Raw genomic sequence first — 15,284 nt, 5'->3', positions numbered from 1 at the left:
TAATTAATGAACAATGTACGAAAACAAAAAAGGGCAAACAAAAGTTTGCCCTTTTTTTTTAAAGATGAATTTAAAGTTTCATTTATAATAATACTTATTTCTACTATTTTACTAATTACAACTTTTACATTTGATATTGTTCCTCCAATTTTAAACAGAGGTATTCAACCAGCAACTTTCCCAAAGGCATTGTTGGTTTTAATAATAAGTTTAACGTTAATTATTTATTATTTATCAAAAAAAAAACCATGGAAAATTGAAAAAAAATTACCTAAAACATTTTTTTTAACATTACTAAGTTTTATTTTTTTTGTAGTAATTTCAAAAACTTTAGATTTTTTTCTAGCAATTTCTATTTTATCAATTTTTGTGTCTTATAATTGGGGTGAAAAAAGATTATTTTATTTATTATTAGTAGGTATAATTTTTCCAGTAATAGTATTTATTTTTTTTGAAACAATTTTAGGCTTAAGATTTCCACCAGGAATAATAACTAACATTTATTATAATTAGATGGATAATTTATTATTAATGTTGGCACCTCTATTTAGTTCTAAACTAATGGTAGTTTTATTTTTTGGAACTTTATTTGGTTTAATCTTAGGAGTTTTACCAGGACTAGGACCAACAACAGGTGGTGCCTTAATTTTACCTTTTACTATGACACTTGATCCTCTTTCAGCAATTGTATTGTTAACCTCTATTTACTGTGCTGGTACTTATGGTGGAGCAATTACAGCTATCTTAATTAACACACCAGGAACACCTGCAGCAGCAGCAACATGTTTAGACGGTTATCCATTGGCCCAAAAAGGTGAGGCAGGTAGAGCTCTTGGAATGGCAACGGTATCAAGCACAGTGGGTGGAATTTTTAGTGTGATTATATTAGTTTTTTTTGCACCTTTATTGGCAAAACTTGCTTATGAGTTTGGGCAACCAGAATACTTTGCTTTAGCTATTTTTGGTTTAACTATGCTCGCTTCTATTGGTGATGGAAGTCCAATAAAAAACTTAATTGCTGGAGCTTTTGGAATACTGATTTCAACTATTGGAAAAGATTTTATGACTTCAATAGATAGATTTACCTATGGAATTAATGAATTATCTGAGGGTATTGGTTTTATACCAGTTGTTGTTGGTTTATTTGCAATTAGTGAAATGTTAACTCAATCAACTTTACTAGATCAAGTTTTTAAAAGAGTAGCTTTAAAAGCAGTAAAATTACCATCACTTAATGATTATAAACAAACATGGAAAACTATTTTAAGATCATCAGGTATTGGATCTTTTATAGGAGTGCTTCCTGCAGAAGGTGGCACAGTTGCATCTTTAATCGGTTATTCTGAAGCAAAAAGATTTTCAAAAAAACCTGAAGAATTTGGTAAGGGTTCAATAGAAGGAATTGCAGGAGCAGAAGCTGCTAATAATGCCGCAACAGGTGGAGCGATGGTGCCAACACTTGCTTTAGGTATTCCTGGTAGTGCAACTACTGCCGTAATATTAACTGGCTTAATTATTCATGGGGTAAGACCGGGTCCTGATTTATTTAGAGAGCAACCAGAATTTTTATATGGAATTTTTGGTGCAATGTTAATTGCTAACGTACTATTTTTTATATTTGGTTTTTTTGGTGCTAAGATTTTTGCTAGAATAACATTGGTACCTAATAAGATTTTATGGCCAATGATTTTTGCAGTGTCTGTTTGTGGAACTTATTCATTAAGTCAATCAATTATAGATGTTTGGATAATGATATTCTTTGGAGTGCTTGGATTTTTTATGAGAAGATATGGTTTTTCAGTTGTTCCAGTTATTATAGGATTAATATTAGGAGAATTGGTTGAGGGTACTCTTAGACAATCATTAGTAATATTTGATGGAAATTGGTTAATGTTTTTAACAAGACCTATTGCTTTAACATTCTTTATTTTATCTTTAATTGCTTTAGCTTTTCCTTTATTAAGATCAAAAAAGAGAAAAAAATAATATGATTAAATATAATTTAGGTAAAAGAGTTGCAGTCGTTACAGGTGGAGCACAAGGTTTTGGTTTAGCAGTAACTGAGAGATTTATCGAAGCTGGTGCAAAAGTAGTTATGTGGGATATTGATGAAGATGCTATAAAAAAAGCATTAGACAAAGTTAATTCTGAAAATTTAAGTTACCAGATTGTAGATGTAAGTAATTTTGAAAATATCACTAAAAGTTTAAATGAAATTGAAAGTAAAAATGGTAAAATAGATATTTTTATTAATAATGCTGGGATTGCTGGAATGAATACAACAGTTGCCGATTACCCTTTAGACGAATGGAATAAAGTTATCAATTTAAATCTTAATTCGGTTTTTTATTGCTGTAAGGCAGTTGTTCCATTTATGGAAAAAAATAATTATGGAAGAATAGTTAATATTGCTTCAATAGCTGGAAAAGAAGGAAATCCAAATGCAAGTGCTTACAGTACTTCAAAAGCAGGGGTTATTGGTTTAACAAAATCATTAGGTAAAGAGTTGGCTCTTAAAAATATAGCTGTTAACTGTGTAACACCAGCTGCTGCAAAAACTAGAATTTTTGATCAAATGACAGAAGAACACATAAATTATATGCTCTCAAAAATTCCAAGAAATAAATTTGCAAAAGTTGAGGAATTAGCATCTTTAGTTACATGGTTATCTAGTGAAGAAAATTCATTCTCAACTGCTGCTGTTTTCGACTTAAGTGGCGGTAGAGCAACTTACTAATAATTATGCAAGTAGGTATAGATGTTGGTGCAACAAAGATAGAGAGTGTTGTACTTGAAAAAGATGGACATGAAAAACACAGATCTAGAATACTATGCCCAAAAAATTACACTCAAATTATTACTTCTATAAGAGATATTCATAGACAATTAGAGCAAGAATTTAAAAAAGAACTTCCAATTGGTGTTTGTCATCCAGGGGTTCACTCTCCTCAAACAGGATTGGTTAAAAATGCTCCCAACATAACTTGGTTAGAAAAAAAACCTTTTCAAAATGATTTACGTAAAGCACTTGGGAAAGAAGTGTTTTGTGAAAATGATGCAAATTGTTTTGCTTTGTCAGAGGCTATAGATGGAGCAGGCAAACATTACAAAATTGTTTATGGTATAATCTTGGGTTCGGGAGTTGGAGGTGGTTTAGTGATTGATAAAAAAATAGTAAGTGGTCCGAATGGTGTTGCAGGAGAGTGGGGCCATAATCAAATTCCTTATTTTGCTGCTAAAAAAGAAAATTTTGACTCGAGTAATCCAAGAGAAGCTGAGATTGAAAGTTTTTTATCTGGTTTAGGTTTAGCAAAAAGATTTAATAAACTTTATGGAAAAAATTTAAAAACAAATGAAATTTTTGAATTAAATAGAAAACATGATTTAGACGCAGAAAGATTTATAGATGATTTTAAAGTAAATTTAGCAATGTCACTCTCAAGTATAATAAATATTTTAGATCCCGATGCTTTTGTTTTTGGAGGTGGGGTTTCAAATGAAATTGATTTTTTACATGAAATAGACTCGTTAGTGAGGAAATTTGTTATTGGCAGAGAATACGAAGGTGTTTTTTTAAAACCAAAATATGGTGATGCTAGTGGTGTTCGTGGTGCCGCAAGATTGGGAAGAAGTGCCACATACTAGAAATTTCTATTAAAAATTTAATTTAGAAAATTTTAATTTTACAAAAGACAAGAATAGAAGGGAAAAAAAATTGATAAAAAAAAATCAATTGAAAGTTGTATTTATATTTTTTGTTATGATCTTTCCTCAAAGCAGTTATATTTCATTTTTTAAATTAATTTAAAAGGGAGAAATAATGAAAAAACTTATACTTTCGATTGCAGCTCTTGCATTATTTGCAACTACTGCTTTCGCTGAAAGATACGTCATGATAACCCATGGTGAAGGAAAAGATCCTTTTTGGCCAGTAGTTCAAAAAGGTGGTGAAGATGCAGCTAGAGCAATTGGTGCTGACTTCGAATACATCTACAACCCTTCTGCTGACATGGCTGATATGGCAAGCTCAATTCAAGCTGCTGCAGCTACTCAACCAGATGGTATGGTAATTTCTTTACCAGACCCAGATGCATTAGGACCAGCTATTAAAGCTGCTGTTGCAGCTGGTGTTCCAGTAATTACAATGAACTCTGGTTTAGAGTCTTCTGCTAGCCTAGGTGCTTTGATGCACGTTGGTCAGCCTGAATTACTTGCTGGACAAAAAGCTGGTGAAAGAGCAAAAGCTGAAGGTGCTACTAAAGCACTTTGTATGATTCAAGAAGCATACAACACAGCTCTTGTAGACAGATGTGAAGGTTACGGTTCTGCAGTTCCTATGCAAATGACTGATACTACATCTGACCCTGCAACTATTCAAACTAGAGCTACTGCTGCTTTACAAGCTAACAAAGATGTCAATGCAATCCTTTCAGTAGGACCTCACGTATGTGAAGCTGTTGATAAAGCTTTAGCTGATCTTGGTATGACAGTACACCATTCTTGCTTTGACTTAAGTCCTGCAGTTATGGACTTAATCGGATCTGGAAGAGTATCTTTCACAATTGATCAACAACAAAGACTACAAGGTTATGTGCCAGTTATCGTATTACACTTGTACAACAACAGTGCTGGACTTCTTCCAGGAGCTAACATCCCTTCAGGACCTGGCTTTGTAGATAAGTCTAACGCTTCTTCAGTTGCTGCTCTTGCAGGAATTGACAGATAGTTAGTTAAAATTTAAAGGGTCGATTATTTAATCGGCCCTTTTTTTTATAAAATTAACAAACCTTTTTTAAAAATGAATACATCAACAACAAACAAACCAAGACAAGAGTCAGACCGACAAGGTGAAAAAAAATGGTATTCCGCATTACTGGCTCGTCCAGAGATTGGACCTTTGGGGGTAATGATCTTACTTTTTTGTATGTTGGGATACTTTTCTATTCCAGAAGGAGAATTTTCTCTTAACCCTTTTTCTGGTGAAGGATTTAACGCCTTAGGAATTAGAAATAATTTTAGGGTAATTGCTCAATTAGGGATCGTAGCACTTGCTGCTGGGATGTTAATTATTGCAGGTGAATTTGATCTTTCAGTTGGCTCAATGATTGGTTTTGCTGGTGGTTGTATGGCAATGATACTAAAATGGGGTTTTGCTGTTGTTATTCCTTATGTATCTTTTGTAGGAGGTTTTCATTTTGAGGGGGTTCAATTATTTGAAATTAGAGATGTCTCACCATTATTAGCAATATTAATTACGTTATGTATGACTCTATCCTTTGGATGGATCCAAGGGTGGGTAATTGTTAAAAGTGGTATATCTTCTTTCATTGTTACACTAGGTGGACTTTTCTTTTTACGAGGTTTAACAGAAGTATCATATAGAGCATTTAATAGAGCTCCTGATCAAACTGCTGGATCAACAACTGTTACAGACTTACCAGATATCAAAAATATTATAAATGTACCAGGTCTTGGAGAAATGGAAAGAGATGCGGCTAAAGCTTTACCAAACGACCAATTATTAGAAATTCTTAGCACTGTGCCTGCTGGCACGGTTGCAAAATTAACTGAACGACTAACATATATCAATGAAAAAGTTGCAGCTTTAAAAACTGACATAAATTCAGAAAAAATGATTCAAACCCTAGAAAAATCTTTAGCTGGGGCAAAAAAATCTGGCAATGAGTCAATGGTAGAAATTTTGACAAAGAAAATTGAAGCTGGAGTTGATGTTCCTGCAGTTACGGCAAAAGTGGTCACTGATATAGATATAGCAAAAGCTTACATCGACACCATAGTTACTGCAAGACCAGTGGCTAACTTTTTTGGAGGTGACATTATGGAACCAGTTTTTAATTGGTTGTATTTTACAGTAGACTGGAATGTAAATAACTTTGGAAATATTTTTGCTAAAGGAATGTATTCTGCTTTAATGATTTGGGGACTTATTGCTTTTATTTGTTATTTTATTTTGAGCAAAACTCAAGCAGGTAACTGGATTTATTCAACTGGAGGAAATCTTAATGCCGCAAAAGCTAATGGTGTGCCAACAAATAAAGTTAAGATTGCATTATTTGTGAATACTGCATTTTGTGCAACTATGTTTGCTGCATGTCAAGTATTTGAAGTTAATACTGCGGATACAGCTAAAGGTAATTTAAAAGAATTAGAAGCAATTGCTGCAGCAGTTATAGGCGGTGTTGTGCTAACAGGAGGTTTTGGAACAATAGGTGGAATTATCCTGGGTACGATTATTTTTGGAATAGCAAAAGAGGCCTTCTTTTATATTCCTGGAATTGATGGATCTTTTTATAGAGTGTTCCTTGGAGCAGTTCTTGTTACTGCTGCCTTTACAAATGAGAACATTAGGAAACGAATTATGGGAAATATCTAATGGATAAAAAACCATTAATTGAAATAAAAAATTTAGTTAAAAAATTTGGAGCATTTACTGCTTTAAATGGTGTTTCATTAGATGTTTATCCGGGTGAAGTTCACGCTCTTTTAGGTGACAATGGTGCCGGAAAATCAACTTTGATTAAAGTGTTATCTGGAGTTCACCCAATGACAAGTGGAGAAATAAAAGTAGATGGAGAAATAGTTAACTTTACTTCACCACGTCAAGCATCTGATGCAGGCATTGGTACAGTTTATCAGGATTTAGCTCTCAATGCCTTAACTTCAGTTACAAGAAATTTTTTTCTTGGCCGTGAATTAACAAAAGGACCTGGCGCATTTGGTTTGATGCAAATGGATGAGATGGACAAAATAACAACTGAAGAAATGTCTAAAATTGGAATTAATATTTCAAACCCCAATCAACCAGTTGGAACAATGTCAGGTGGACAAAGACAAACTTTGGCTATTGCAAGAGCAATTTACTTTGGTGCGAAGATACTAATATTAGATGAACCTACATCAGCACTGGGTCAAAAGCAGCAAATGGAAGTTTTAAAAACAATAAAAAAAGTTCAAAGTTTAGGAAACATTGCAATTATACTTATTACACACAATGAAATTCATGCACGACTTATAGCTGATCGATTTACTTTTTTAAGTTTGGGAGAAGTAATTGGTTCAGGATTGTCTTCAGAACTTGGTAATGAAGAAGTAAAAAGATTGATGGCGGGTGGTGCAAAAATTGGTGATCTAGCCAAAGAATTGGAATTATAATGAAAGTAAAATATTATGATTTAGAAAATAAAAGAGTATTTGTAACAGGTGGAGGATCAGGGATAGGAGCGTCAATTGTTGAACATTTTTGTGAGCAAGGATCTGAAGTTTATTTTATAGATATTAATGAAGATGAATCAAAAAAATTAATTGAAGATATAAAAAATAAGAATTATAGTTTACCAACATTTATTAAATGTGACCTTCTAAATATCAAAGAACTTCAAAAGACTATAGCTGACATTATTAGTAATAAGGGACCGATAGATATTTTGATTAATAACGCTGCTAATGATACTAGACATAAAATTGATGATGTAACTGAAGAATATTGGAATGAAAGAATAAATGTAAATTTAAGACATTTTTTCTTCACGGTCCAATCCGTTAAAAAATCAATGATAGACAATGGTGGTGGGGCAATCATTAATATGGGGTCAACATCATGGATGGTGGGTCAGGGAGGTATGGCCGCCTATACAGCAGCAAAGTCAGGAGTAGTTGGTTTATCAAGATCTTTTGCAAGAGATTTAGGAGAATTTAATATTAGAGTTAATTCTGTTGTACCTGGATGGGTAATGACACAGAGACAGATAGATTTGTGGTTGAATGATGAGTCTGAAAAGGAGCTGATGAAAAGGCAGTGTTTAAAAGAAAAATTAATGCCCCACGAGCTTGCTCAAGCAGTATTGTTTTTTTCATCAGAACAGTCTTCGGGTTGTACTAATCAATCTTATATTGTGGACAAAGGTTGGCTATAATAGCTGAGTGAAAATAAAAAGTTCTGTCATTGAAAATAAATTTTTAAGAGTAAAAACAATCAATCTTGGCGCTACTGTTTATGAAGTTTTTCATAAGAAAAAAAAAACTAATTTAATTTTAAATTTAGGCTCAATAAGCGGTTACAAATACAAAAGCTTGTATGTAGGAGCAACATGTGGAAGATTTGCAGGTAGAATTGCTGGTTCAAAGTTTCAAATCGATAAACAAAAATATTATTTAAATAAAAACGAAGGAATTAATACTCTTCATGGAGGGAAAAAGGGTTTTGATAGATTTGTTTGGAAAAAAATTAATCAAACTAAAAACAAGATTGTTTATCAGCTTAAATCCAAACATTTAGATCAAGGATTTCCAGGTAATTTAGATATCAAATGTATATACGAACTTAACGATAAAATTTTAAATATTAGATATGAATATATCTCAGATCAATTTACACATGTTAATTTAACTAATCATAGTTACTGGAATCTTAATTATAAAAAAAATAATAATATTTTTAATCATAAATTAAAAATAAATTCAGATAAGTATCTGGTGGTAAATAAAAAATTGATACCAACTGGAAAAATAAAAAGAACCAAGAATACAATTAATAATTTTAAATATTATGAAAATTTGGGGGAGAAAATTAAATTAATTACTAACAATACTATTAAAAAAATTTCTAATACAATTAATCAGTCTGGTTTTGATTTGACATTTTGTGTTAATAAAAACCATAATAATTTCGTAGCATCATTAAAAAATGATTATAGTAAAATTAAACTTGATATTTATTCAAGTTTACCTGGTGTCCAATTATACACAAGTCAAAGTCTTAAATATAAAAAAAAATTATTTCCTTACCAGGGGATTTGTCTTGAGACTCAATATTATCCAGATACTCCAAATAGAAAAAATTTTCCAAGTACTTTAATAAAACCAAATAAACTGTATAAACATTTTACAAAAATTAAAGTTAGTTAAGAACATGAAAAAAAAAATTAATATATCTATCGTTGGTACTGGTTTAATGGGTCTTCAGCATATTAAAGCTATATCAAAATCAAAAAAAGCAAAACTGCACTCAATTGTTGATATTAGTAAAAACGCAACCAACCTATCTAAAAAATTTAAAATTCCTCTTTACGCTAATGTTGAAGAAGTTTTAAAATCTAAAAATTTAGATGCCGTAATTGTTTCAACACCTAATCAACTACATGAAAAACATACAGTTAGTTTCTTGAAAAAAAAAATACCTGTTTTGTTAGAAAAACCAATCTCAGATAATATTAAATCTGCCAAGAAGATTATTGATAGTTCAAAAAAGAACAAAACACCCTTATTGATAGGATATCATCGAAGACACAATTCAATTGTATCTAAAGTAAAAGACATTATTTCTTCTGGAAAATTGGGCAAAATTGTATCTGCAAATGTTTTGTGCTGGCTTTATAAACATAAAGAATATTACAAAGAAAAATGGAGAACAAGTAAAGGCGGGGGTCCTTTAGGGATTAATCTTGTCCATGATATTGATATGATTTGTTATCTGTTGGGTCCAATTCAATATGTTCAAGCCTTTACCACAAATAAAAATAGAAAATTTAAAGTAGAAGATACAGCAACAGTTAGTTTAGTTTTTAAATCTGGTGCATTATGCACTCTTAATATTTCTGATACTATTGTTGCTCCATGGAGCTATGAACTAACTGCAGGTGAAAATCCTGTCTATCCAATAACTAATCAGTCAGCTTATATGATTGGTGGAACTAAAGGATCTTTACAATTCCCAAATTTAAAAAATTGGTTTTACAAAAAAGAAAGAAGTTGGTGGAAAAAGATATTAGTAAAAGAAGATATTAACAAAAAAGATGATAATACACTTATTAACCAAATAAACCATTTCGCTGATGTAGTAAGTAAAAAAATTCACCCAAAAGTTAATGGTAATGATGGTTTGGTTTCACTTAAAATTTTTGCAGCAATTACAAAAAGTGCAAAGTTTGGAAAAAAAATTAGACTTTAACTTTATCCTTATCGCCTTCTGTACGAATAAATAACAGCCCAAATATAATAATTCCAATTACACCTACAATTTTATTATAGTCAAAAGGTACACCAAAAATAAGGAAATTTACAATTGTAGACCAAATTAATTGTGAATATTGAAAATTTGTAACAAATGATAAGTTAGATAATTGTATTGCATAAATTATTAATGAATGACTTACAAATCCTGCGGTACCCAGTAATACTAAATAAAGCCAATAAATATTTTTTTCTAAAGGCACCCAATTAAAAGATATAAAAATACTAAAAATAATTGCTCCTAAAATTGATGTATAAAAAATTGATGCAAAAGGTTCGTTATCAGAAGATACAACTTTTGTAAAAAATTGATAAAGAGCCCAGCAAATCGGAGGCACAATAGGAAAAATTAAGTCTAAACTAAATATTTTCATACTTGGTCCTAATGAGTAGATAATCGAACCAAAACTTAGAAGCATTAATATTATTCCCTTAAAAGATAAGATATCTTTTAAAAAATATGCAGATAGTAACGAAACTATTAAAGGTGCAGAAAAGAAAACAACGTATATATCTACTAAGTCAAATTTCTGTAAAGAATAAAACATGAATGTTGTGGCAGTCACCATCAATAAGGATCTTATTATTTGAAGTTTAAAATTTTTTTTCAAATTTACTTTTGGTTTAAAAATTAAAAAAAATATGATTAGAGACACTAAGTGAAAAAAAAATCTTCCCCAAATTGCTTGAGTAACAGGCATCACGGTACCTAAATATTTTGCTGTAGAATCCATACAAACAAACATAAAAAATCCACCAGCAGCTAATAAAATTACGTTAAATAAAGGGTTTTGTTGAGGCACAATGAAGATCTCTATTACATTACCACGCCTACTTGCCAAGGATTAAATTCCTCGTCACCGTAGCCGTTGATCTCACTTTTTGATTTATTTCCTGATGCTGTGTTTACTATTAATTCAAATATTTTTTGTCCTACTTCTTCTATTTTTTCTTCACCTTCAGCAATTGTTCCACAGTTGATGTCCATATCTTCTGACATTTTTTCATACATGGCTGAATTAGTTGAGAGTTTTAAACTTGGAACTGGTTTACATCCAAAACATGAACCTCTACCTGTTGTAAAACAAATTACATTTGCTCCTGATGCTACTTGACCTGTTACGGATACAGGATCATAGCCAGGAGAATCCATAAAGTTAAAACCTCTATTTTTTAGAGGTTCTGCATACATCAAAACATCTTGAAGTATGGAGTTGCCTCCTTTAGCAACTGCTCCTAAAGATTTTTCTAAAATTGTAGTCAAACCTCCTTTTTTATTTCCTGGCGCAGGATTGTTATCCATCGAACTATTATTAATTGAGGTATAATTTTTCCACCATTCAATTCTTTTTATTAATTTATCTGCTGTCTCCTGTGAGTTAGCTCTATTAATCAGCAAGTGTTCAGCTCCATATATTTCAGGTGTTTCAGATAATATTGAGCTCCCGCCTTTTTTAACTAAAAGATCTGCAGCAACACCTAGTGCAGGATTTGCAGTAATTCCTGAATATCCATCAGATCCCCCACATTGCAAAGCGAGCGTTAAATGATTTACTGATTGAGATTTTCTTTCAACTTTATTTGCTTCAGTCAGCAAATTTTTAATTTGAGATAATACTTTTTCTACGATCTTTTTTGTCCCACCTTCATCTTGAATAGTTAAGAAGTGAATTCTGTTATGTTTTTTTAATGACTCATCAAACAAACTTACTTGGGCACACTCACATCCTAAACCTATTACAAAAACATGTGAAAAGTTTGGATGATTTTTAAATCCATCAATTGTTCTTTGAAAGATTTGCATACCTTCACTTTCTATATTCATTCCACATCCAGTAGAATGAGTAATAGGAACTATGCCATCAATGTTTGGATAATCTTTTAAAATATTGGAATATTTAATTCTTTCTACAATCATTTTAGTCACTGTTGCAGAACAATTAACAGTACTTACAATTCCAATATAATTTCTAGTGGCTACATCACCATTATCTCTTAAGATGCCATTAAAAAAAGTATCTGCTTTTTCATTAATAATATTCTTTTTATTAGTTACTTTAAAATCTCTCTTAAATTCTCTAAATTCTAGATTATGTGAATGAACATGCTCACCCGGTCTTATGTTGTCTAAAGCAAAACCGATTATTTGATCATATTTTATTATTGGGTCACCTTTATTTATAGATTTTAAGCAAACTTTGTGACCAAATGGAATTGGATCTATTGTGCTAATATCATGCCCTTCTATTTTAGTTTTTTCAGGAATTATAAATTGACTTACACCAACATTGTCATTTTGGTTTAAAACTATTAGATTATTCACAGTTTTATTATATAAATATTACTTTAAACAAGCCATAATAATTTTATTACATTGTTACTATGAAAAAAAAGAATTTAAGAAGTCAGCAGTGGTTTGATAACCCAAAAGATCCTGAGCAAACTGCTATATATCTAGAGCGTTATCTCAATTATGGTTTAACAAGAAAGGAACTTCAATCAGGCAACCCTATCATTGGTATAGCTCAATCGGGAAGTGATTTAACACCATGCAATAGACATTTTCAGTCTTTAAGTAAAAGAATAAAGGATGGAATAAGAAGAGCAGGCGGTATTCCAATGGAATTTCCCACACATCCAATTCAAGAAACGGGAAAAAGACCAACTGCAATGTTAGATAGAAATTTATCTTATCTTTCTTTGGTTGAGGTACTTTATGGATATCCAATAGATGGAGTAATTTTAACAACAGGTTGTGACAAGACTACTCCAGCAGCTTTAATGGCAGCAGCAACTGTAAACATTCCAGCAATTGTTTTATCAGGTGGACCAATGTTAGATGGTGTTTACAAAGGTAAGTTATCTGGATCAGGGACTGTTATATGGGAAGCAAGAAGATTGTTGTCAAAAGGAAAAATTAATTATGATGAGTTTATGGATATGGTATCCGCTTCTGCTCCAAGCATTGGTCATTGCAATACAATGGGAACAGCTTCTTCTATGAATTCAGTTGCCGAAGCTTTAGGAATGTCTTTAACAGGATGTGCAGTTATACCTGCACCTTACAGAGAAAGAGAACAAATTTCTTTTGAAACTGGAAAAAGAATTGTTGGTATGGTTCATGAAGATTTAAAACCATCAAAAATTATGACACGTAAAGCATTTGAAAATGCAGTGGTGGTTGCGAGTGCAATAGGTGCATCAAGTAATTGTACAACGCATTTAATTGCTATTGCAAAACACATGGGAATTAAATTTGATTTATCTAATTGGCAAAAATTAGGACATGCAATTCCATTGCTTGCCAATTGTCAGCCAGCTGGTGAATATTTAATGGAAAGTTTTTATAGAGCTGGTGGAATTCCCGCTATTATGAAAGAATTGATGAAACATAAAAAAATTCATACCAATATAATGACGGTATCAGGAAAAAATGTTGGTCAAAATTTAAAAAGAAAAATAGATGTTGACAGAAGTGTAATCAAAACTTTCAAAGAATGCTTAACAGAAAAAGCAGGATTTTTGGTTATGAAAAGTAATTTTTTTTCTACAGCCGTAATGAAAACTTCGGTAATTAGCCAAGAATTTAGAGAAAGATTTTTATCAGACCCTAAAAAACCAAATGTTTTTACAGGTAAAGCAGTAGTGTTTGAAGGACCAGAGGATTATCACAAAAGAATAAATAGTAAAAAATTAAAGATAGATGAAAAATCAATTTTAATAATTAGAGGCTGTGGACCAGTTGGTTATCCTGGTGCTGCAGAAGTTGTTAATATGCAACCACCAGATAAGTTACTAAAAAAAGGGATTAATGCATTACCGACGCTTGGAGACGGAAGGCAAAGTGGTACTTCAGAAAGCCCATCTATCCTTCATGTTTCACCAGAATCTGCTGTAGGGGGTGATTTAGCGATAGTTAAAACTGGAGACAAGATGACTATAGATTTAAATAAAAGAAGAGTTGATTTATTAATTTCTCAAGCTGAATTTAAAATAAGAAGAAAGAAAAAGAAACTTCTTAAAATTGACAACCAAACTCCATGGCAAGAAATTTTTAGAAATACAGTCGGACAACTTGAAGATGGTGCTTGCATTAAATCCAGATCTCTATATCTAGATATTGCTACTAAAAAAGGCACACCAAGAAACTCACATTAATATGAAACCAAAAATATTAGTTACAAGAAAATTATCAGATATAGCTGAAGAAAAATTAAAAAAAGATTTTGATGTAACGCTTAATTCAAAAGATGAACCAATTCCAAACAATGAACTTATTAAGATGGCTAATGAGTATGATGGATTTATATCAACTGGTTTTGATAAAATTGGAGAAGAGTTTTTTAAAGATTTAAATGGAAAGTTAAAAATTATTGCTCAGGTGGGAGTAGGTTATGATAATATTTCGATTAAATCTGCTGAGGATAAAAATATTAAAGTTACCAATACTCCAAATGTATTAAACGAAGCTGTTGCTGAAACGACAATTCTTTTAATTTTAGCTGCTTCAAGAAGAATTGGTGAAGCATATAATTTGGTAAGATCTGGAACATGGAAAGATCAAAAACCTGATTTAACAAAATTTATGATAGGAAATTCAGTTACAGGAAAAACACTTGGTATAATTGGAATGGGTCGAATAGGAAGAATGGCTGCAAAGTGCGCCAAGGCGTTTGGAATGAAAATTATTTATTATAATAGAAACAAACTTTCTTCTGATCTAGAAGATGGAGCAAAATATTTTTCAGATATAGAATCTATGATGCCTGAATGTGATTTTGTCAGTATTCATACACCAGCAACAGCTGAGACCAAACATATTTTAAATAAAGCAACAATTAATTTGCTACCAAAGCATGCTGTAGTGATTAATACTTCAAGAGGCTCAACTATTGATGATGATGCTTTAATAGAGGCTCTACAGAACAATAAAATTTATGCTGCTGGCTTGGATGTTTTTAATAATGAACCTAATTTAGATGCAAGATACATGAAGCTAGATAATTGTTTTGTGTTACCTCATGTTGGTAGTGCTACTCATGAAACTCGTTTAGCAATGAGCATGATGGCAGTTGATAATATTTTTTGTTTCTTTGAAAATAAACCACTGATCTCAGAAGTAGTCTAACACAACTTAAAGTTGTTTATTTAATAAATATATATAATTTCTATACACAAATTATTTTGATTAATTTGTAATTTTTAATTAAATATGATTTAGTCCTATTATTAAAAACATAACCGAGAGGAAGATA

Annotated in this window: 14 protein-coding genes; 12 read left to right on the top strand and 2 right to left on the bottom strand. The window is 31.5% G+C overall.

Going from position 1 to position 15,284, the window contains the following annotated elements; all coding sequences use genetic code 11:
* Positions 1-6: 6 nt before the first annotated feature.
* The 10 genes from ACIJYG_RS04380 (at position 7) to ACIJYG_RS04335 (ending at position 9,967) form a co-directional block, all read left to right on the top strand.
* Entirely contained in the window at positions 7-513 is a 507-nt protein-coding gene (locus ACIJYG_RS04380) for a tripartite tricarboxylate transporter TctB family protein (protein ID WP_435095523.1), read from the top strand.
* Positions 514-1,986: a tripartite tricarboxylate transporter permease gene (locus tag ACIJYG_RS04375; protein WP_435095520.1), complete on the top strand. Its 1,473-nt coding sequence runs from the start codon at positions 514-516 to the stop codon at positions 1,984-1,986.
* Between the two features lies 1 nt (position 1,987).
* The gene (locus ACIJYG_RS04370; protein WP_435095517.1) at positions 1,988-2,737 is read left to right on the top strand and encodes an SDR family NAD(P)-dependent oxidoreductase; all 750 of its coding nucleotides are present in this window, start codon (positions 1,988-1,990) and stop codon (positions 2,735-2,737) included.
* 5 nt (positions 2,738-2,742) lie between these two features.
* Complete coding sequence (locus ACIJYG_RS04365; RefSeq protein WP_435095514.1) at positions 2,743-3,645, top strand: ROK family protein; 903 nt, start codon at positions 2,743-2,745, stop codon at positions 3,643-3,645.
* Between the two features lie 175 nt (positions 3,646-3,820).
* The gene (locus tag ACIJYG_RS04360; protein WP_435087506.1) at positions 3,821-4,726 is read left to right on the top strand and encodes a sugar ABC transporter substrate-binding protein; all 906 of its coding nucleotides are present in this window, start codon (positions 3,821-3,823) and stop codon (positions 4,724-4,726) included.
* A gap of 72 nt (positions 4,727-4,798) precedes the next feature.
* Complete coding sequence (locus tag ACIJYG_RS04355; RefSeq protein WP_435095511.1) at positions 4,799-6,394, top strand: ABC transporter permease; 1,596 nt, start codon at positions 4,799-4,801, stop codon at positions 6,392-6,394.
* Positions 6,394-7,173, top strand: coding sequence for an ATP-binding cassette domain-containing protein (locus ACIJYG_RS04350; protein ID WP_435095508.1), 780 nt, complete (start codon positions 6,394-6,396; stop codon positions 7,171-7,173). Before ACIJYG_RS04355 ends, ACIJYG_RS04350 begins: the two co-directional genes overlap by 1 nt.
* Positions 7,173-7,934, top strand: a complete 762-nt coding sequence (locus tag ACIJYG_RS04345) for an SDR family NAD(P)-dependent oxidoreductase (RefSeq protein ID WP_435095505.1) — start codon at positions 7,173-7,175, stop codon at positions 7,932-7,934. The genes ACIJYG_RS04350 and ACIJYG_RS04345 overlap by 1 nt, the downstream gene beginning before the upstream one ends.
* A 7-nt stretch (positions 7,935-7,941) precedes the next feature.
* Entirely contained in the window at positions 7,942-8,925 is a 984-nt protein-coding gene (locus ACIJYG_RS04340) for an aldose epimerase family protein (protein ID WP_435095502.1), read from the top strand.
* Positions 8,926-8,929: 4 nt separating this feature from the next.
* Complete coding sequence (locus ACIJYG_RS04335) at positions 8,930-9,967, top strand: Gfo/Idh/MocA family protein (protein WP_435095499.1); 1,038 nt, start codon at positions 8,930-8,932, stop codon at positions 9,965-9,967.
* Here the strand turns inward: ACIJYG_RS04335 and ACIJYG_RS04330 are convergent.
* Positions 9,957-10,832: a DMT family transporter gene (locus ACIJYG_RS04330; protein WP_435095496.1), complete on the bottom strand. Its 876-nt coding sequence runs from the start codon at positions 10,830-10,832 to the stop codon at positions 9,957-9,959. The genes ACIJYG_RS04335 and ACIJYG_RS04330 overlap by 11 nt on opposite strands.
* Before the next feature lie 14 nt (positions 10,833-10,846).
* Entirely contained in the window at positions 10,847-12,352 is a 1,506-nt protein-coding gene (locus ACIJYG_RS04325; protein ID WP_435095493.1) for a UxaA family hydrolase, read from the bottom strand.
* A gap of 59 nt (positions 12,353-12,411) precedes the next feature.
* On the opposite strand from ACIJYG_RS04325, the gene ACIJYG_RS04320 reads away from it, so the two are divergent.
* Both ACIJYG_RS04320 and ACIJYG_RS04315 read left to right on the top strand, forming a co-directional pair.
* The gene (locus ACIJYG_RS04320) at positions 12,412-14,187 is read left to right on the top strand and encodes an IlvD/Edd family dehydratase (RefSeq protein ID WP_435095490.1); all 1,776 of its coding nucleotides are present in this window, start codon (positions 12,412-12,414) and stop codon (positions 14,185-14,187) included.
* Position 14,188: 1 nt separating this feature from the next.
* Complete coding sequence (locus tag ACIJYG_RS04315; RefSeq protein WP_435095487.1) at positions 14,189-15,157, top strand: 2-hydroxyacid dehydrogenase; 969 nt, start codon at positions 14,189-14,191, stop codon at positions 15,155-15,157.
* Positions 15,158-15,284 lie beyond the last annotated feature (127 nt).

It is taken from the genome of Candidatus Pelagibacter bacterium nBUS_27 (assembly GCF_051200985.1).
Classification (GTDB): domain Bacteria; phylum Pseudomonadota; class Alphaproteobacteria; order Pelagibacterales; family Pelagibacteraceae; genus Pelagibacter.
Note: the sequence above shows the minus strand (reverse complement) of the source record. Positions and strands in the feature narration are given on the sequence as shown.